Source organism: Wolbachia endosymbiont of Nasonia vitripennis, from assembly GCF_048054115.1.
Taxonomy (GTDB): domain Bacteria; phylum Pseudomonadota; class Alphaproteobacteria; order Rickettsiales; family Anaplasmataceae; genus Wolbachia.
In genome coordinates this window covers 24833-44829 of the sequence record NZ_JAFEVF010000007.1, presented here as the reverse complement: position 1 = coordinate 44829, position 19997 = coordinate 24833, and the positions used below count along the sequence as shown (strand labels likewise).

The window sequence follows — 19997 nt, the reverse complement described above, 5'->3', positions numbered from 1 at the left end:
AGTTAATTCATGCCTGTCAGATCAAGTCTAAACTATTACAACTAATCCAATTATTTTTTTCCTGATCTAGCCTATCATTCAATATTGCTTGTCTTATTGATTCCATCAACTTATTCATGAAGAAAACATTGTGAATGGTAACGAGTGTATAAGCCAGCAACTCTTTAGCTTTCAGTAGATGGTGTATATAAGCTCTTGAATGTTTTCTGCAGGTAAAGCACAAACAATCACTCTCAATTGGGTTATCATCTAGTTCGAATCGTTGATTTCGCAAATTAATATGCTCTTTGCACTTTGAAGAAATAGAATCTCTATTTTTTACTTTAACAAGCGCGCCACCATGTCTTGCGAGGCGAGTTGGATGCACGCAATCAAATGTATCAACTCCAAGCTCTACTCCACGAAAAATGTCTACAATTCCACCAATACCAAGCAAATGAGTAGGCCTATCTTTTTTTAAATGTTCCATAGTAAAGGAAACTACATCATACATCTGCTCTTTACTTTGACCAAGTGATCCACCTATTGCTTGACCAAAAAATGGCAAATCGTTGATAAAATCACAACTTTCTCTACGCAAATCTTGATACACTCCGCCTTGACTAATTCCATAAAGCACCTGTTTGCCATTATTATTTTTTTCAAATTCATTTAAAGAACGTTCAGCCCATCTATGGCTCATGAGCATCGATTTCCTTGTGTACTCCTTGCTGACGTGAAATGGAGTACATTCATCTAAAACTAAGATTAAATCTGCACCTAATTTTTGTTGAATTTGTATCGACTTTTCAGGAGTTAGACAATAAGTTTTACCATTTATGTAAGAACGAAAAATTGCCCCATCCTCGTTAATTTTGATCAGAGTTTTTTGTTTCTGTCTTACTCCCTTTATCTCTTCTGAAACTGATCCGTGTCCTAAACTAAATATCTGGTATCCACCAGAATCAGTGAGCATTGGCCCACTCCATCCCATCATCTTGTGCAAGCCACCAAGCTTTGCCACAGTATCCTCTCCCGGTTGGAGCATTAGGTGATAGGTGTTGGAAAGTATTATCTGAGTACCTGCTTCTCTGATTCTCTCGATATCTGCAGCTTTAATAGCAGCTTTGGTTGCACAAAATATAAATGCTGGTGTTTCTATGTTTCCATTTGGAGTTTTAATAACGCCAACTCTTGCAGAACCTGACTGCTTGGTTATCTTAAATGCAAATTCTTCTTTCATCTATTTACTTGAAAGTTCTGCTATGATGTTTTCTACTTTTTCAGGAGTGAGGTTTTCATAAAAATCGTTATTGATCTGTACAACAGGGGCATTAACACATGCACCAAGACATTCAACTTCCTTTAAAGTAAATAGATTATCTTTAGTGGTTTCACCGATATTGATTCCAAGCTTCTTTTTAAAGGTACTTAAAACTTCCTCGCTATTGCATAACCAGCAAGGAGTTGTTCTACAAACTTGTATTAGATATTTACCTACTGGCTTTAAATTATACATGGTATAAAAATTTGCCACTTCATACACGCGAATATGTGGAATATGAAGCATGTCAGCAACGTAGCGCATGGCAGATTCAGGAACCCATCCGCATTGTTCTTGTACTAGATACAGTAAAGGCATAACAGCGCTTCCTTCTCTACCTTTAGGATACATCTCTATAGACTTTTTTGCTTTGCTAAGATTGTCTGGTGTAAAACTAAACTGCTCTTCTTTCTCTTTCATCTAATAAGGTTCATGTAAATCTCAACAAATTATACTTGAAGAGTTAACAATTGCAATTAGACTTCTTGCATAATCTAAGACCTACTGTAAACCAAGCTTAGTATAATCCAATTTGACGTACCTTATTATTTTTTTTACTTTGTAATTGATCTACATGAGAAACTTTTTCACCACTTTGTAATCTTTCTCCCTGGAAAATTCCTGCAGGCCTTTCAAAGTACCCACGTTCAATAGCATTGTAAACTGAGTAACCACCAAATAAGCAATTTTTTCCTATTTCTTCTCCACAATCTTTTAATTCTTTCAACCTCTCTTGATCTCTTACTTCTACCTTTATCCAGTCTTTATTTTGCTTATCAGGATATAACCTAACGTCTAACTCTCCCTTAGTGGTAGGGAAAGTCAACACTATATCACTATCGTCCGCAAGATTGGTGTAATTCCTTATACCATTCTTTGTTATAATTGCTACCTCACTTTTACCAATCTTTATTATATCTCTTTCATAGTCTATGTTTCCCTGAGCTCGCCTTAACTCACTAGCTTTTTCTGTGAGCCTTGCAACATTTATTATACTATCTTCGGAATATTCCGAGTATAAAGTAGTGTTATCTATTTTTGCATTCTTTACCATACCATTAATAACTGCTCCTTTTATAACTTCCATAAAATCTAGGGTACTCTCTAGATAATCTAGATAAGCTTCTATCATATTTTCTTTGTGCTCTTTAAATTCAGATTCTAGTGTATCAATTACTTTCATATTATCTTTATTATATAACACTGCCCCTATTGATACCAACTTGCATACTATCTTGCTTGCAACTTCAGGATTCTTTCCTAACTCACCAATCCTTTCCATAACACAATCTGTAAAATTACGCTTCTTATCTTGAGAAAATCGTCTATTAATCCTTCCTCCTGAGAGAATAGCCTCATTTACAACTCCTTCTAGTTCATCCATATTTTGAGCTTTAGAAACTTTATCTAAAAATTCTTTTAGCTTTATCTGTCGATTCGGCGGTAAATTACTCCATAAATCCCTAGAATAATACTCCTTCTCATCATAACTTGACCATTGTAAATTGATTGCATCTGCTTTCAAAAGTAATCTTTTTACTTCAAATTTATTTGCTCTTTCATCAGTACCTGAACGAGCAAAAGAATCAAGATTTTTAGCATGTTGATGCACCTGCAACTCTCCTTCATTACTTCGAAGATTCAAAACCATTCTTAGATCTTGATCATTCCCAAAATCATCTAAGAATTCTTGTAGATCTTCAACAACTGAATCACCTTCTGAGTTATTTACTATATCCAACAACTTTCTTCTCAAGCCCCCCTGTCTCTTAGTTAAAACGTAACCTGAACCATCTTCGAACCAGTCTTTTGTTTCCATTATAGAGCGTAACTTATCACTCAACTTCTCTCGCTTATAAGTCACAAAGTACTTTTCAATATGTTCATGATGATTATCACGTGCAACTTGCAGAGGAGTTTTTCCTTGTTTATCACCTTGATCAGAAATAGCTCCTTTCTCTAAGAGTAAAACTACGCCTTCAGAACAACCAACACTAGCAACATGATGCAAAGGCGTTTTTTTTTCATTATCTTCTGCATTAAGGTCAGCTCCCTTTTCTAAGAGAGCAGCTATACTATAAGGTCCAGTAGCATAGTGTAATGGTGTCCTTCCTTTATCATTCTTGATATTAGGGTCAGCTCCTGCTTCTAAAAGCAAACTTACGGCACAATCATATTGTTTTCTTGCCCAAGCCATACTTGATATTATGTGCAATATCGTCAAACTAGACTCTCCCCTTTCACAATTAAGAACGGTTTTTAGATTTTGATTATCTTTATTATTTAATAAAAACTTTTGAAGTTGTCGGTAACTATCTCCTGCACTCAAAGATCTCATTGCACTAAAAATAGATAGCAATTCCTCATCTAACTCTTCTTGACTGTCTGTCAACTCAGTTGTAACAAGCCACGCACACATTAAATTATCAAACGAGCCTTTTGTAGCTTCAGCAATATCTACCAAATGACGCCTATCAGGAAACATGAATAAACTTTTAATCAATTCATATTCATAATCCTGTTGTAGCTCGTTTTCTATTCTACTTTCCTTATTAGAATCTTCCCCAGTAACTTCTGGCATATTTACTCCTCACTTTATAAAACCGAATGTAATTATAACAAATAAAGCTAATGCAAGCTAGCTTTCTACTACTTCTTGTATAGTTATATCACTAACACGTAGCGGGATTATAAACATTAAGAAATTAACCAGATGGAAAAAAGGCAAAAGAATCCCCTAGTAGTGAGTTTTATAATGTAAATTGGCATTGTAATAATGTTCTAACGCTTATTTTAAGCAGATTTTGGCTGAATGTAGAAAAAATAAAAAAAGCCGCTATAATTTTATGTAATTCGCCAATAAATACCCTGAGTTTTTTACTGAATTTTGTCATTGACTCTGCAGATCAAAAACAAGTTTTGAGTCATAAATACCCTTGATGTCATGGTAAGGGTATTTGGGGGATTTGTAAAGGAATTTCTGTTGTCAACAAGCTGCTAAATTTATTATATGGTTTCAAAGGAAACATATTGTCTATGGGAAATCTGGGTTTATTAGCGTATTATCTTAGAGTACTTAAAAATTAATTTCTTAATTTTAGTTAAAATTTTATTGACGTTACATATAGAAATAATCATAATAGCGTTTTATTAAAATTTTAAATATAATTATGTCTATATTAAGTAGATTATTTAGAGTTAATACAACTACACTGAAAGTTAAAGAAGCGATAGGTTTTAACCCAGTAAACGTAGGGTTGATTGAAGGAAATGGAGTTACTTATGGACTCAGCTATCAAGATAACGGCAATGGAAGCAGTAGAGTAAAGTTACTTATTAGTCCATTATATCAATCGAAAACATACGAGTGTGATACATGTGTCAACGTAGCAAATGAATTCAAGGGCCAATTATCTCCCACACTAATAGAAAATTCAGCTGAAGTAGATAAAGTTGGAGTTATTTTTCCTACAGAAGAAACTAACGAAGAAGGAAAAAAATACATAAAAAGTTTAATGTTTCACACTTATAAAATTCAACATTCAACTAATGCACCTTCAGTTGAACATTCAGGAAAAGTAAAATTACAAAAAAATGACGATAACAAGAATCTTGCAAATACAGGTAATATGTAATAGTTTAGACTTGATCTGACAGGCATGAATTAACTGACAGAAGAATTAACAAAGTCAAAACCAAAATCAGCATCCTGTTTAATGCTATCAATATTTTTCTGATAAGCAATATGCATACTATCAAAAAAGGTTTGCATAGGAGTCTTACCATAGCAATATTTACCTGAATGCGGTCTAGATCTATTGTAAGAATGCACCCAATGGTCTACGTCTAACTGAAGTTCTGCCAAAGAGGTGTAAATTTTCTTTCTAAAGATAATATTGTAACATTCATCTTGCATAGTTCTGTGGAACCTTTCACATATGCCATTAGTCTGTGGAGAACGAGCTTTGGTTCGAGAATGATCAATATTTTCTACCCCTAAATATAGCTGGTAAGCGTGATTTTCAGGTCTGCCACAATACTCTGTACCACGATCCGTCAAAACACGTAGCAATGATACTTTCTGTTCATCAAAGAACGGTACTACCCTATCATTAAGAAGATCTGCAGCTGTGATAGCAGTCCTTTCTGTGTAAAGCTTAGCAAAAGCAACTCTGGAATAGGTATCAACAAAGGTTTGCTGGTAAATTCGTCCAATACCTTTGATATTACCAACATAATAACTGTCTTGGCTACCTAAGTATCCTGGATGCTCTGTTTCAATTTCTCCATGGGCCTCTTTTTCTTCCTTAGCCTTTTCTAGAGCTGTTATCTGTTCTTCTGTTAAAATGATACCATCCTGAGCTACTTTTGCTTCTAATGCCTTTAACCTCTTTTTAAAATTTTCAAGATCGTTTCTTTGCCACACTGATCTTATTCCACTTGCAGAGATGAGAATTCCTCTCTTTTTCAGTTCGTTTGCTGCTCTTTCTTGTCCGTATGCTGGAAACTCTATTGCTATTTCAACTACTGCTTTTTCTATATCCTCCGACACTCTATTTGCATACAATGGCTTGCTTTTGCTTATCTCGTGTAAAGCCTCTTCTCCTCCTGTTTCATACAGTTCTTTGAAGCGGTAAAATGTATCCCTTGAATATCCCATTACTTTACACGCCTGTGATACATTTCCTAATTGCTTTGCAAGTTCTAGCAATCCCAACTTTGGTTTTAGTATTTTTTCTTGTGTTGTATTCATATCTGACACTCCTTTAAAACTTGTCTATATTTTTATCTTACTTTGTTTGCTTGTCAGATCAAGTCTAAACTATTACAAACTTTACTTCCTCAAACTACTCCTTCACCACAGCCCGCTCAGCTTGCTATAGAGTCTAATAGGGCAGGAATGATAGGTGGGTCTTTGGTTGGAGCGATAATAAGTATTGCTGGAATTATAGGATTCATAGCATACAAATATGTTAAGGGTCGTAATTCTGCCCCTGTGTTAGAACTAACTAATTTCAATGATAGAAGGCGATCATCTTCAAGTGGCAATAGCGATGAAGAAATTTTTATCGCTAATAACAGAATGAGACATATATCTATGCGAACTATGGATCAATCTGAAACAGTGCTAAACAGTATATCGGTGGAGAGTAGTAGTCGGTCAAGAAGTAGCTCATCGTCTTCAAGCGGTGGACCAGGATCTTGACTGACTGAGCTAGAGTCTAAAAGTGAAAAAAGCTTATCTTGGGATAGCGATGATGTACCGGAATATCACCTTTAGCTATTTGTCTGAATGTTTTTAGTATGTAGACTGTTAGGAAATTTTCTTTTGCTTTTGTGATTTTAATGTTAAAGTATAATTTCTAGGTGAAATAAGTAGCTGCTGTTGTGTGATAAACACAGCAGAGGAAAGTCCGAGCTCCAAGAAAAGGTAGTGACGGGTAACGCCCGCCGGAGGTAACTCCAGTTATAGGGCTACAGAAAATTACCGCCTAAAATATTATTAGGCAAGGGTGAAAAGGTGTGGTAAGAGCGCACCATAACAATGGCAACATTGGTAGTCAAGTAACCAACACTAGGAGCAAGATTAAATAGAAGTAGATTCTATGTTTTTCTCATATCTACTCGGGTAAATCGCATGAAGTAAATGGTAACATTTACTCTAGATAAATAGCTACATAAACAGAACTCGGCTTATATTTCACCTAGGCAATACATGAATGTCAGCCGTACTATGTAAATGTATCAAACATTTCACATATCCTGTACGCTCAATTTGACCACCTATATTCCTTTTACTTCTTGGCTTATCTCTTTTTGTATTTCCTTTTGAACTTAACAAAGCTTTTCCTTTAACTCATCATCCTCTATTTCTAAAACCTTATTTTCTTACCTATAACTTTTTAGCTTAGCTTCCAACTTTTCTATTTTTTGCTGCAAGTCTTTGTAAAGTTCTAAAAGACTAACCATGTTACCTCACTTTTACGATTGGTTTTTATCTTATTTCATCTACCTATTTTGTTGCTTCAATGAATGGGTGAATAAAGCATTTCATGCGTTGTCCTTCACTTGTTCTGCTTGATAGTCACTACTGCTTTCGCTTATATTAACACTAGAGTATTCTTCATCGTCAACATACTCTTTTAGAACATATCCTCTACCCCAAACGGTTTCTATGTGGCTTATTCCATCATTTGCACTTTCAAGTTTTTTACGTAATTTACACATAAAAACATCAACTATTTTGTTGTCTGAAGGTTCGTCCAAGCCATTGTAAAGATGGTTTAAAAACATTTCTTTTGTCAACACTGCTCCTTTACGCAATGCCAGCAATTCTATCATGGAATACTCTTTGTTAGTAAGGTGAACTGTTTTGCCTTTTACCTCAACAATCCTGTGATCAAAATTGATATTCATATTACCAATCTTTATCACTGATTCGGGATGGCCTTTAGTACGTCGGACTATGGCCTTAATTCGAGCTAATAATTCGCTCTTGTGAAATGGCTTGGTTAAGTAATCGTCGGCACCATACCCAAGTCCTTTAGCTTTATGGTTGGCAGCGGAGATACACGAAAGTATTAAAACAGGAACTTTGATTTTTGCACTTCTTAATCTTAACAGTATATCATATCCATCAATATCACCAGGCAGGTGTATATCTAGAATAACTAGATCGTAACAGTCTCCACCCGAGGAAACCATATTATTGTTATAATCTTGTGCAGAAGTAACAACGTCGCAAAAATGTCCATCAGAAGTTAAGGCATTAACTACAGTCCTTGCACTTACTTGATCATCTTCAATTAATAATATACGCATATTTTACACCCCATAAATAATTTATAATTTTAGTAATATATATAACCAAGGAAAGTAACAAATCAAATTTTTATTAATGAATAATAGAAATTACACTTATTAATTAATAGTTAATGTGTCGTTCCAAAATTATACAAATAGATCTAAAATACAATAGATATACTATAATAATACTATTTTTAGTAAATATTGAATAGAAGCTATTTTTATTAAAAGAATACTTAGGTTAATAGATATTTAAACTATTTTATACTTTTATGTTATATTTTTAATTTACTTATTCTACAGTTTTAAATTATAAGTAATACTTTCAGGAATATTGAGTGGTAATATCAGTTTTAGGTGCTGGCGCATGGGGTACAGCAATTGCGATTTCATTAAGTAGTAAGAAAAATGTAATTTTGTGGACTCGCAATAAGGCCATATTTGAATCAATTAAAGAGAAAAGAGAAAGTGACAAGCTACCTGATTGTCCAATTTCTGATAATGTATCAGTAAAATTAGCTATTGAAGATGCAGTTAATGCTTCAGTAATAATTCTAGCTGTTCCCACTCAGTCTCTAAGGGAGATATGTCATCAATTGAATGATTGTAACCTAAAAAAAAATGTAGCAATAATTTTGGCTTGTAAGGGAATAGAAAAATCTACATTAAAATTACCTAGTGAAGTAGTCAATGAAGTTTTACCTAATAATCCTCTTGCTGTTTTTTCTGGTCCTAGCTTTGCTATAGAAGTTGCAAGAAAATTACCATATTCGATGGTTCTTGCATGTCAAAATGAAGTATTAGGTTCAAAATTAGTATCAGAGCTACAGCAAGGAAATATTAAATTGTACCTTAGTAGCGATGTTATAGGAATACAAGTTTGTGCAGCGTTAAAGAATGTTTTTGCTATAGCATGTGGGGTTGTTCTAGGTAGGTTTGGGTTTAATGCTCATGCAGCATTAATTACGAAAAGTATGAGTGAAATTAAGGCTTTATACTCAGCAAAAGTTGGTGACGGCAATGTAGATATAAATACACTACTTGGACCAGCATGCTTAGGCGATTTGGTTGTGACATGCACATCATTAAATTCAAGAAATCTATCTTTTGGATCTAAAGTAGCTAATAGTAATGGTTCTAGTGCTCAGCAGATTTTATCAGAAGGTAAGTCGGTAATTGAAGGTTTTAACACTGCTAAGTCTGCATTTGATTTAGCAGAAAAGCTAAAGATAAAAATGCCCATATGTGAAGCGATCTATAGATTGCTATATGAAAATACTTCTATAGAAGATACTATTTCTGTTCTTGTAAATTAGTTTTATATTTCGGTATATTGTGAAATTTTTATATAAATTAATATCAACATGGTGGCTATCTGGCACGGTAAAACACATGCCAGGTACTATAGGCAGCTTGGCTGCTTACCCAATTGTTCCTATATTACTCAATGACAGAATTTTAGGTACAGCAATTATTTTTTTTTTATTCTTAGTTGGATTATGGTCTACAGGCAATTATATACAACATTACAAAGCTCCGCATGATCCAAAAGAGGTAGTAATTGATGAAGTAGTTGGTCAATTGCTGACAGTACTTCTAGTTTCAATATTATTAGAACAAGAAATGAATAGCTCTGTATTGTTGGTGTGCTTTTTCTCCTTTAGGTTTTTTGATATAATAAAAGTGTGGCCTATAAATTTGATTGATAAAAATACAAAAGGTCCTTTAGGTATTATGCTAGATGATGTTGTAGCTGCAATTTTAGCCTTTGTTTTTATAGGAGCCTTTTATTGTTTATTGTTGGTTTATGCAGAATAAAAAAATTTGTTATTCAAGCTTAATTATTCAGAACCTAAAGGATTATATACTTTATGCAACGAATTTGTCCAAGTGGGAAATACATGACGAATTTGATAATGTTATATTTACAGTAAATGGTACCAGAGAATCGTTATTTAATTTTGTGTTTTGTGAAGATCAATGTACTGAGCTTTCCATATGCAGAACTCTAGATTATCTCAAAGCACGAAATATAGAAGCAACATGGATAATAAGTCCAAGTATAAAAATAGGGGGTATTTTAGAAAAATGCGAAATAAAACACGTTAGCACACCAAAAAAAGTTTTACTCAATATAAAAGATTATTTTTTGCCTGATGATGCTGTTCCAAATTTGAAGTTCAATGTTGTAAATAGTAGTGAGCTCTTAGAGCAATTAGATTTACACACTTCTAAAATTTTTTATCATAGAATTAGTATTGTTAGCACATTTTTTCGCCAATTATCGAATTATGATGATAAGAGCTCAAGGTTAAGATTTTTTCTTGTAATGCTAAATAACGAAATTGTTGGAACATGCGGTCTTTATATTCAAGACAGCATAGCTGGTTTTTATAGCGATGGAGTTTTACCAATTTACAGGGGTCGTGGAATAGGAACTCAAATGGTTCTAGAAAGAATAAAGATAGCTAGGCAATTTGAGTGCAAATACATAGTAGCACATTGCATGAAACCTTCTGTAAACCTTTATAAGAGATTAGGCTTTAGGGTATTGGGCAATCTTCACTTATATACCTCTTCAGTACAATCTCTTTGCTGAGAGGTTACAAATTTTTATATTTGTTTTAGAATGCTATGTTTTTTTTGTATGAAATAGTTTTACTACTAATTCTAGTATTCTTCTTTTTCTCATATTCTAAATTAAAAATTAGTAATAAAATTAAGGACTTACAACATCAAAATGTTATCATAAATAATTTAATAGATACTGTGAATGATGGATTTTATATTTGGGACGCAAAAAAACGTATAGAAAAATTTTCTCCCAATTTACTAATTTTGCTTAATACTGTTTTTTATTCATTTAATGAATTTGTAAATTTTTTTGAGCAATCAGAAAGCTTAATTAAAAGTTTTGCTGAGGCAAAGGAAATAAATAAATCTTTTACTCTAGATTTAAAGTCAAAAGACAGTGAGGTTTATTGCACATGTTATGGTAAAAGCATAATAGATTATTCTAATAATGTGATTGGTGTGTTGTTATGGATAAGGAATATCTCCGATTATAAGATAAAAGCTAATGAACTTGAGTTAGAAAATAGTAAGCTTATGCGAGAATTGGAGAACTATAAAAAAATTTTTGACTCTTTACCATTTCCAATACTGAAGTACAATAAGAATAAAAAAGTAAGGTTTTATAACTTATTTTATGATAAATATATAGGCAGCTCTAAAAAATTTACTGTTGCAAGTGGCTCCTATAACGTAAAACCAGGAGAGTGTGTAATAACTTACAAGAACGAACCTAAGGTTTTTAATTTTGTTGAAATTCCAGTGCAAAATTCTAATAGCATAGTAATGTATGGAAAAGATATTAGTGATGAAAAAAAATTACATACTGAGCTAAGCAATTGTTTAGCTGCACAAGAAAGTTTGCTTGAGAAGCTATCGATTGCTGTAGCGATATATAGTAAGAATCAAAAGCTAAAATTTTATAATAATGCTTTTATAAAAACTTTTCAGTTTGATCCAAAATTTTTGGAGTCTTATCCAACTTATCACGAGATTATGCTTCACCTATTTGAATCTAAAAAGCTTTTAGGAAAAAAGGATTTTCAAACTATTAATAATCAAAGACATGAGTTGTTTAAAAGATTACTGGAATCATATGGTGAAACAATACATTTCATGAATGGAAGAACGTTTAGAGTATTAACAATACCCTATGCTTCAGAGGGTCTACTATTTTCTTACGAAGAGTGCCAGAAATAACACTCAAATTCCTTCTCTCTCTACCATAAGCTGTTTTACTTTCGCTATCGCTTTTGCTGGGTTAAGCCCTTTCGGGCAGGTTTTTGTACAATTCATTATTGTATGACAACGATACAACTTAAATGGGTCGTTTAAAGAAGCAAGTCTTTCTTCTTTCTTATTATCACGACTGTCAGCAATCCATCTATAAGCTTGCAGTAATACCGCTGGCCCTAAAAATTTATCACCATTCCACCAATAGCTTGGGCAACCAGTCGAACAGCAAGCACATAGTATACAATCAGACAGACCATCCAATTTTTTTCTATCTTCAGGAGATTGAAAGTATTCTTTATTTTGTAAGGCAGATTTATCTGTTTGTAACCAAGGTTTAATCGATTTGTATTGCTCATAAAATTGGCTTAGATCTGGAACTAGATCCTTTACTATATACATATGAGGTAGTGGATATATTTTTACTTCACCTTTTATATCATGTATAGATTTAGTGCATGCAAGAGTGTTGGTACCATCAATATTCATTGCACAAGATCCGCATATTCCTTCTCTGCAAGAGCGTCTAAAAGTTAAGGTTGAATCTATTTCATCCTTTATTTTTATTAATACATCAAGTACCATAGGGCCACAATTATCCATATCGATAAAAAATGTGTCTATTCTTGGATTTTTATCATCATCAGCAGACCAACGATAAATTTGAAATCTTCTAATATTTTTTGCTCCAGTAGGAGTAGGATAAACCTTGCCCTTTTTATTAACTTTAGAATTTTTTGGTAAAGAAAACTGAACCATATTGCTTACCTTTTACAGCTAAAAACCCTTTTTTGTAAATAACATATTTTGGTATTATCTACCATACTTTTCCTTTTCAAATTCAAACAAAGCTAAAATCTTGCTCTCTAAACTTTTCATTATAATTTCTTCATCTTCTTTTTGATGATCATAGCCAAGTAAATGCAGCAATCCATGAACTAACATGTGTGCAGTGTGAGTGAGGATAGATATACAGTACTCATGAGACTCTCTTTCTATTGTATCTACTGCAATTGCTATGTCTCCTAGATCACATTCACTAGATAACTGTTCGCATGGAAATGATAGTACATTAGTTGGCTTATCTATTTCTCTAAACTTAAGATTAAGTTGATGTAGCAAGTTATCATCAGCGAGAGCTATTGATATATTTGGTTTATAATGATCTATTTTTAATTCTTTTAGAGAAGCGTTAATAATATTTAATACAAAACTCTGTGGGTCCTTCGTAATACTATGCCACCTCTTATCAAGAATATTTACTTCTAACATGAATAAAGCACCAGAAAGGACATTATCCCATCACTTGACATTGGAACCCAAAAAAGAAGAATTATAGACCATCGTATCATACACACAACTATACGAATATTGTACACTAGAAGTATGTCATCCCAGTGCTCCGACATTGGGATCCAGGAATTCTGATTAGACATTAGGTGAGTGAATATAAAAGCTATATTAAAACACAACATTTTTAATGTGGTTGCATTACAGCTGGATTCCAGTGTCAAGCACTGCTTTGTGTTTGATGAAAAATTTGCTACTTCGAAACAAACACTCATACAGCTGTATGTTGTGTGCTGAGGTAATATTGTTTGGCAACAGGTATTACACATCACTCATCCTTATTATTTCATTCCATTCAGCCTCTAAAACCGGAGAAACTGATAAACGTGATTGTTTTAATATAACCATATTTTTCAAAAGTGGGTTTTGTTTTATACTGTTTAACGTCACTTGGTTACTTAAAGGTTTCAAAAGTTTTACATTCACTAGTCCAAATTTGGAATTATAAACATGATAATACTCCTTTAATACTTCAACTATTCCAAGTATAACTCTCTCTTTACCTGTATGATAAAAAAATGCAAGATCGCCTAATTTCATAGCTCTCATGTAATTTTGAGCTTGATAATTGCATACACCATTCCACTGCGTCACCTGCTCCTTTCCCATTTTTTGCCACGAGTATTCGCTTGGCTCTGACTTGAGTAGCCAAAATTGCATTATTTTTTTCTTCTTAAATAAGCTGGTATATCATAAACATTGCTACCCCACTTAACTCTTTCGTTTGTTTGCTCAGTTGAAGCATATTCTTTTGTTTCTAATATTGGAATTTGATTATAAGGCCATTTAAAATTTTTTTCCTCTGCTGGGATCTTGTTTTGATTAACAGATGAATTGTTGTTACAGCTATCAATGCCAGTTGCAAGAACAGAAACTCTAACTCTTCCCTCCATCGCCTGATCAAAAGTGGCACCAAATATTATATTTGCATTTTCATCCACTTCTTCACGCACTCTATTGGCTGCAGCATCAACTTCAAATAGAGTCATATCTCCACCACCAGTAATATTAATCAATATTCCTTGCGCACCTTTCATTGATACATTATCAAGCAATGGATTAGATATCGCAGCCTCTGCAGCACTAATTGCCCTATCTTCTCCTTCTGCCTCTCCAGTACCAATCATTGCTTTACCCATCTCACTCATTACTGTTTCTATATCAGCAAAATCAAGATTAATCAGTCCTGGCATGATCATCAAATCAGTTACTCCTCTTATGCCAATATGCAGAACATTATCGGCGAGTTGAAATGCGTCAGCAAATGTAGTTTTCTCGTTAGCAATTCTAAATAAATTTTGATTGGGAATGACAATAAGTGTATCTACGTATTTTTGCAACTCTTCAAGTCCAAGCTCTGCAATGCGCATACGTCGCACACCTTCAAAACCGAACGGCTTAGTTACAACTCCAACAGTCAGTATCTTTTTTTCTTTTGCTCCTTTATCTTTAACTACCGCTCTTGCTTCTCTGGCTGCTTTTGCAATTACCGGTGCAGCACCTGTTCCAGTACCACCACCCATCCCTGCTGTGATAAAGAGCATATGGCTATCTTTTATATGCTCCATAATTTCATCAATTGATTCTTCTGCTGCACCTTTACCAACATCAGGTAAAGCACCAGCACCAAGACCCTTAGTTAAGTTGATACCAAGTTGAATTTTTTTATCACACAATGACTTCTCTAACGCTTGAGCATCGGTATTTGCTACGACAAAATTTACCCCTTGCAAATTGGATTGGATCATGTTGTTTACAGCATTTCCGCCAGCACCACCCACTCCCACAACGGTAATCCTTGGGTGTAATACAGGTAGCTCTGGTAAACTAAGGTCGATTGACATTTAAATTTTACTCAAATATTAGTGAATTCACTTGATAACAAGTTACTGCTTTTTTAACAATATGCAAACATTTTTCATTTTGACATACGCAAACAGTAAACAAGATTTACTTATTCTTAACATTGTTAATCAGTAGGTATAATAATTGCAGGCTTTCAAACAGCACTACTTAGAATGCAAAAAAAAATTGTGAAAAAGGGATAGAAGCCTATCCCTTTGCTTTGTCAAAGTTACTTAGAGAATGCTTTTTGCTCCCCCAACTGCTGAGACAACAGTATCAAAGAATATTGTACGGACATTTTCATCATTACTAAATTTCAGCTCACTACCATCAAATTTAGAGTTATTACCTTCTTTTTCACAAGCATTACGTATACCTTGCTTTACTTTCTCAATTTGACCCGCCTTACTACTGTTCATATATACATACACAGGTGCAGTTATTAAAGCTGCTACTGCAGCAAGAACTACCAAACTAGCAACAAGTGGATGAGCAAATGCAAATTTAGACATTGCAGTAATCGCAGGATTAACAAGTGTTTCAGCTTTTGTTCCAACTGTACCAACAAAGGTTGCATAAGCTGGACTTAAAAAATAAGCAGCTGTAAGTGAAGTTACTAGTGCAATTGCTGCAAAAGTAACAGTTGTTTTATAATTTTCTTTTACAAGGTCCCAACCTTGCACAGGAACTTCTTTAGCTGCTGACAAAAGTCCTTCATCTCTATATTTATCTTTTATTGCTTCAATTTTATTCATAATTCTACTCCAAAAATATTAAAATTTCACTAATGATAGTATATGGCAAAAAAAAGTTGTCTGTCAAGTCAATTAACTTATTTATATATTCTTATTCTGTAATTCAGCGCTTCTGCGATGTGTGCTCTTTTTATTTCCTCACTTTTCGCAAGATCTGCAATGGTTCTTGCGACTCTTAATACACGTGTATAGCCTCGATTGGAAATGTAATTTTCTTTCAGTACGTATTTTAGCAATTCTAACCCTTCCTGATCTGGTTCAGTGAATTTATTTAATGCTTCACCACTGACTTCTGCATTGCAACGAATATTAAATTTACTATAACGCTCAGTTTGAATTTTTCTCGCTGCTATCACCCTTCCTCTTATAACCTCGGTACTTTCTCCCTCCACAGAGATTTCAGGAGAAAGTATGCTAACGTTTGGCATTTCAATGCATATGTCTATTCTATCAAGCAATGGTCCTGATATTTTGTTTTTGTAATCTGTGCCACACTTTGGAGCTTTGTTGCACGATCTACTTGCATCACCTAAATAACCGCACCTGCAGAGATTCATTGCAGCTATAAGTTGAAAATTAGCTGGATAAGTAATGTGAGCATTTGCACGTGCAATAGTAACTTTTCTATCTTCAAGTGGTTGACGTAGAGAATCAAGTACAAGCCTTGGAAATTCAGGTAGCTCATCAAGAAATAACACACCATTGTGAGCCATGGTGATTTCCCCAGGCTTTGCATTTTTCCCTCCCCCTGTCATCGCTGACATCGAGCATGAGTGATGAGGTTCACGAAAGGGACGAGTTACTTTAAATGTTTCGTTACCGGCTTTTGTTATGCTAGAGATGATATTAACATCAATCATCTCTTGTTCAGTCAAATCGGGTAATAGCCCTATAAATCGCTTAGCAAGCATTGACTTTCCAGTACCAGGAGGTCCAACAAGAAGCATATTGTGTCCACCTGCTGCTGCAATTTCAGCTGCTCTTTTTGCAACAACTTGACCTTTAATATCCTTTATATCTGGAACTGAATTTTTTTCTTTGGGTGCAGCGCTATAGTTAAAAGTTACCGGCTGAATTAACTGCTCACCCTTAAAATGTCTGATAATATCGGTTAATTTCTCTATAGCTAGAATAGAAACATTCTTTACCCATGAAGCTTCTACTCCATTTCCCCTTGGGCAAATTACTCCTTTATTTGCCTGTTTTGCATTGATTGCTGTTGGAAGTACTCCTGAGATTGGTATGACTCTGCTGTCTAGTGCAAGCTCGCCCATAATTATATAAGACTGAACTTTTTCAACTGGTATCACATTCATTACAACAAGTAATCCAACAGCAATAGCTAAGTCATAATGACTACCTTCTTTAAGCAAATCCGCAGGGGAAAGATTAACTGTGATTCTTTTTGGAGGTAACAGAAGATTGATTGAATTTAACGCTGCTCTGATACGCTCTCTGGATTCTGCAACAGTTTTATCCGGCAGTCCAACAATATTAAAAGCTGGAATACCATTTGCCATGTGAATTTGTGCATTAACATTTACTGTGCTGGTTCCCTGAAGTGCAACGGTATTTATATTTGCAATCATACTATATTATATAAAGTTATTAATATAATATATTGACAAAGTAACGAAGTAAACAGTAGCTGTTAAAAGTGGTTTAATTTAGCAAAAAAGTGTAGTACTCTATCACTTTGCTGATTATATATGTTTATAAGAATAATCGCTTTTCTTTTGCTATATTCAAGCGCAGTTTTCTGTAGTGATTGTAACTTTAACTTACCGTATCGTGGGCTCAATTGTGATTTGGATCTATCATATAAAAATTTAAGTAATATAAAGAAATTATTGAATAACAACGATAAGTTCGTTGCGCTTACGTTTGATGATGGTCCATCTTATAATAGATCGGGAGATATTATTAATATTCTGGAGAGCAATAAAACAAAAGCGACATTTTTTTTGCTTGGTGAACGCATAAATAAAAAAACATCTAAAATAGTAGAAAAGATCCATCAAGCAGGTCATGAATTAGGTAATCATTCTTGGTCGCATAGGAAGTTGACATCACTTTCAAGTGAGGAGCAATTGCAAGAACTGGAAAAGACAAATGTGGCAATTAAAAATGCAACAGAACAGAATGTAAAATGGTTTCGCCCACCATATGGATGTCATAACGATAATTTGATCGAAAATACTAATCGATTAAATATGTATTCCATATTATGGACAGTCGATTCTCTGGATTGGCAAGGTGATAAATCAGAGATTTTGGTTGAAAGAGTTTTAAGCAATGTACATAATGGAGCGATTATATTGTTCCATGATCACGATAACAAATCAAATACAGTTGAAGCTTTACCTCAGATTATTGAAATACTAAAAAAATCGGGTTATGAGCTTGTTACCTTAAGTGATTGGGAAAAGAGGATTTGTGATGTGGTGAAAGCTAGAAATATGCCAATAAAAGGAGAAGGAGTGCGTTCTAAAGGAATTCTATGTGGACAAAAAACAAGGTCTTCAACCGTAGGTCATTCATATTAGGTGGTATTCAGCTTACTATTTCTGCTATTTTTAGTTATAGGTTGTATACTTTACAAGTACGAGATAGACAAAAATATGAAGTGCTATCCAATAATAATAGGATAAAAGTTGTTACTATTGTGCCTAAACGAGGCAGGATTTTGGATAGGAATAGCGTTGAACTCGCAGTAAACAAAATTTCGTATATTGTTTTGTTTGATGGGCAAAAAAACTTTACTAGGGAAGTTGACTTGCAGATGTTATCGGAAATTAAACCTGATGCGATAAAATCATCAGAAAGAAGAATAACTGCTCTTTATAAACGTTACTACCCATTTGGTTCGATATGTTCTCATATAATCGGATACACGAAAAGACAGCAAGGCATAAACGAAGCAGGGGTTAGTGGCATTGAATATACATATGATGATATATTAAAAGGCAGGACAGGCAAGTCTGAGCAGGAAATAAATTCTAAGAAGCGTATCATGAGAGAGTTGTCTAGCATACCTCAACAAGACGGACAAGATGTACAGCTGACAATTGATGTTGATTTACAGAAAAAAATCGCAGAGATATTTAAAGACCACCAAGGTTCCACAGTGGTAATTGATGTAAATAACGGAGAAATTTTAGCATTGTATAACTCACCTTCTTACGATAATAATCTTTTCACTAGCAGATTATCAAATGAAACTTGGGAAAGTTTAAATATTCCTTCGTTACCGCTTGTAAACCGTGCATTATCATATCAAATTCCACCTGGTTCAATATTTAAAATAATAGATGCGCTTGCGGGTTTAAAAGATGGAATAATAACACCAGAAGAAAAGTTCTCGTGTAGGGGCTATATGAAAATAGGTGAACGAAAATTTCGTTGCCTAAAAAGCAAAGTCCATGGATATGTATCTTTAAACGAGGCAATGGCCTTCTCATGCAACACTTACTTTTATAATATAGGAAAAAAAATAAATGTAGATTCTCTACTAGAAATGGCTAGCAAATTTGGTATAGGAAGTGGACCATTAATTGGAATGTTTAAGGAAGAAGCTCCGGGATTGTTGCCTGACATGAATTGGCGTGCACGCAAGCTATATTCAGAGTGGTATTTAGGTGATACCATTAACTTAGTTATAGGACAAGGGTATTTACTTACAACGCCATTACAGCTTGCGGTTCTTGCAGCGAGGGTTGCAACAGGAAAGGAGGTAATTCCCCACATTGAGATGAGTAAATCAGGGCAAGACTTTCTTGATATTGATGTGAATCATGAGCATCTTAGTGTGGTTCGAAAAGCTATGTTTGACGTGGTGAATTCTAACTATAGAAAAGGACTAGGCAGTATACAAATTGCTGGCAAAACCGGTACACCAGAGATAAACTCTAAAGGTGAAAGTCATAAATTGTTTATCGCTTATGGCCCCTACCATGATCCGTGCTATGCAATCTCAGTGTTTATAGAACATGGTAAAACTCCACGCCAAGATGTTGCAATTGCTAGTGAGATATTGCAATATATGCTTGAAAAATGAACTTATGAAATTGCCATATATGTTACTTGTAATTTATATATTCAAATCAGAGCTTTGAGGTTAAAAAAAAGAAACG

At 34.1% G+C, this 19997-nt stretch carries 19 protein-coding genes and 1 other RNA gene; 9 read left to right on the top strand and 11 right to left on the bottom strand.

Annotation, left to right across the window (positions count from 1 at the left end):
- Positions 1-16: 16 nt before the first annotated feature.
- The 3 genes from tgt to JR053_RS02045 form a co-directional block, all read right to left on the bottom strand.
- Positions 17-1222, bottom strand: coding sequence for a tRNA guanosine(34) transglycosylase Tgt (tgt, locus tag JR053_RS02055; RefSeq protein WP_416603381.1), 1206 nt, complete (start codon positions 1220-1222; stop codon positions 17-19).
- On the bottom strand, positions 1223-1723 hold the full coding sequence (nuoE, locus tag JR053_RS02050; RefSeq protein ID WP_010402402.1) for an NADH-quinone oxidoreductase subunit NuoE: 501 nt from the start codon (positions 1721-1723) through the stop codon (positions 1223-1225).
- A 97-nt stretch (positions 1724-1820) separates the two neighbouring features.
- On the bottom strand, positions 1821-3884 hold the full coding sequence (locus tag JR053_RS02045; protein ID WP_416603378.1) for an ankyrin repeat domain-containing protein: 2064 nt from the start codon (positions 3882-3884) through the stop codon (positions 1821-1823).
- Positions 3885-4473: 589 nt separating this feature from the next.
- On the opposite strand from JR053_RS02045, the gene JR053_RS02040 reads away from it, so the two are divergent.
- On the top strand, positions 4474-4938 hold the full coding sequence (locus JR053_RS02040) for a hypothetical protein (RefSeq protein WP_416603375.1): 465 nt from the start codon (positions 4474-4476) through the stop codon (positions 4936-4938).
- A 29-nt stretch (positions 4939-4967) separates the two neighbouring features.
- Here JR053_RS02040 and JR053_RS02035 read toward each other — a convergent pair whose 3' ends face one another.
- Positions 4968-6056 carry an IS481 family transposase gene (locus tag JR053_RS02035; protein ID WP_416603176.1) on the bottom strand — a complete coding sequence of 363 codons (1089 nt, stop codon included), beginning with the start codon at positions 6054-6056 and terminating at the stop codon, positions 4968-4970.
- A 42-nt stretch (positions 6057-6098) separates the two neighbouring features.
- Between JR053_RS02035 and JR053_RS02030 the strand changes: the two genes are divergently transcribed.
- On the top strand, positions 6099-6509 hold the full coding sequence (locus JR053_RS02030; protein ID WP_416603372.1) for a hypothetical protein: 411 nt from the start codon (positions 6099-6101) through the stop codon (positions 6507-6509).
- A 157-nt stretch (positions 6510-6666) separates the two neighbouring features.
- Positions 6667-7016: RNase P RNA component class A (rnpB, locus tag JR053_RS02025), an RNA gene on the top strand.
- A 338-nt stretch (positions 7017-7354) separates the two neighbouring features.
- Here the strand turns inward: rnpB and JR053_RS02020 are convergent.
- Positions 7355-8125, bottom strand: a complete 771-nt coding sequence (locus JR053_RS02020) for a response regulator transcription factor (protein ID WP_010406882.1) — start codon at positions 8123-8125, stop codon at positions 7355-7357.
- 323 nt (positions 8126-8448) lie between these two features.
- Between JR053_RS02020 and JR053_RS02015 the strand changes: the two genes are divergently transcribed.
- Genes JR053_RS02015 through JR053_RS02000 form a run of 4 tightly spaced genes read left to right on the top strand, consistent with a single transcriptional unit; the run spans position 8449 to position 11881 of the window.
- Complete coding sequence (locus JR053_RS02015; RefSeq protein WP_010406880.1) at positions 8449-9426, top strand: NAD(P)H-dependent glycerol-3-phosphate dehydrogenase; 978 nt, start codon at positions 8449-8451, stop codon at positions 9424-9426.
- A gap of 19 nt (positions 9427-9445) precedes the next feature.
- Positions 9446-9928 (top strand): phosphatidylglycerophosphatase A family protein, encoded by a 483-nt coding sequence (locus JR053_RS02010; protein ID WP_029237689.1) that lies wholly within the window; start codon positions 9446-9448, stop codon positions 9926-9928.
- Positions 9918-10709, top strand: coding sequence for a GNAT family N-acetyltransferase (locus JR053_RS02005; RefSeq protein ID WP_416603368.1), 792 nt, complete (start codon positions 9918-9920; stop codon positions 10707-10709). Before JR053_RS02010 ends, JR053_RS02005 begins: the two co-directional genes overlap by 11 nt.
- Before the next feature lie 35 nt (positions 10710-10744).
- Positions 10745-11881: a hypothetical protein gene (locus JR053_RS02000; RefSeq protein ID WP_010406874.1), complete on the top strand. Its 1137-nt coding sequence runs from the start codon at positions 10745-10747 to the stop codon at positions 11879-11881.
- A gap of 3 nt (positions 11882-11884) precedes the next feature.
- Here JR053_RS02000 and JR053_RS01995 read toward each other — a convergent pair whose 3' ends face one another.
- From JR053_RS01995 to JR053_RS01970, 6 genes are all read right to left on the bottom strand, one after another.
- Complete coding sequence (locus JR053_RS01995) at positions 11885-12673, bottom strand: succinate dehydrogenase iron-sulfur subunit (RefSeq protein ID WP_211908529.1); 789 nt, start codon at positions 12671-12673, stop codon at positions 11885-11887.
- A 54-nt stretch (positions 12674-12727) separates the two neighbouring features.
- A complete protein-coding gene (ybeY, locus tag JR053_RS01990; protein ID WP_010406869.1) occupies positions 12728-13186 on the bottom strand; it encodes an rRNA maturation RNase YbeY in 459 nt (152 codons plus the stop codon).
- 339 nt (positions 13187-13525) lie between these two features.
- Entirely contained in the window at positions 13526-13924 is a 399-nt protein-coding gene (locus JR053_RS01985; protein WP_010406865.1) for an EVE domain-containing protein, read from the bottom strand.
- Complete coding sequence (gene ftsZ, locus JR053_RS01980) at positions 13924-15108, bottom strand: cell division protein FtsZ (protein ID WP_010406864.1); 1185 nt, start codon at positions 15106-15108, stop codon at positions 13924-13926. The genes JR053_RS01985 and ftsZ overlap by 1 nt, the downstream gene beginning before the upstream one ends.
- Before the next feature lie 234 nt (positions 15109-15342).
- Complete coding sequence (locus tag JR053_RS01975) at positions 15343-15864, bottom strand: hypothetical protein (RefSeq protein WP_010406862.1); 522 nt, start codon at positions 15862-15864, stop codon at positions 15343-15345.
- 77 nt (positions 15865-15941) lie between these two features.
- A complete protein-coding gene (locus JR053_RS01970; RefSeq protein WP_010406860.1) occupies positions 15942-17453 on the bottom strand; it encodes a YifB family Mg chelatase-like AAA ATPase in 1512 nt (503 codons plus the stop codon).
- 120 nt (positions 17454-17573) lie between these two features.
- On the opposite strand from JR053_RS01970, the gene JR053_RS01965 reads away from it, so the two are divergent.
- Both JR053_RS01965 and JR053_RS01960 read left to right on the top strand, forming a co-directional pair.
- Positions 17574-18410: a polysaccharide deacetylase family protein gene (locus tag JR053_RS01965; protein WP_010406857.1), complete on the top strand. Its 837-nt coding sequence runs from the start codon at positions 17574-17576 to the stop codon at positions 18408-18410.
- Positions 18365-19921, top strand: a complete 1557-nt coding sequence (locus tag JR053_RS01960; RefSeq protein WP_010406855.1) for a penicillin-binding transpeptidase domain-containing protein — start codon at positions 18365-18367, stop codon at positions 19919-19921. Before JR053_RS01965 ends, JR053_RS01960 begins: the two co-directional genes overlap by 46 nt.
- The last annotated feature ends 76 nt before the right edge of the window (positions 19922-19997 follow it).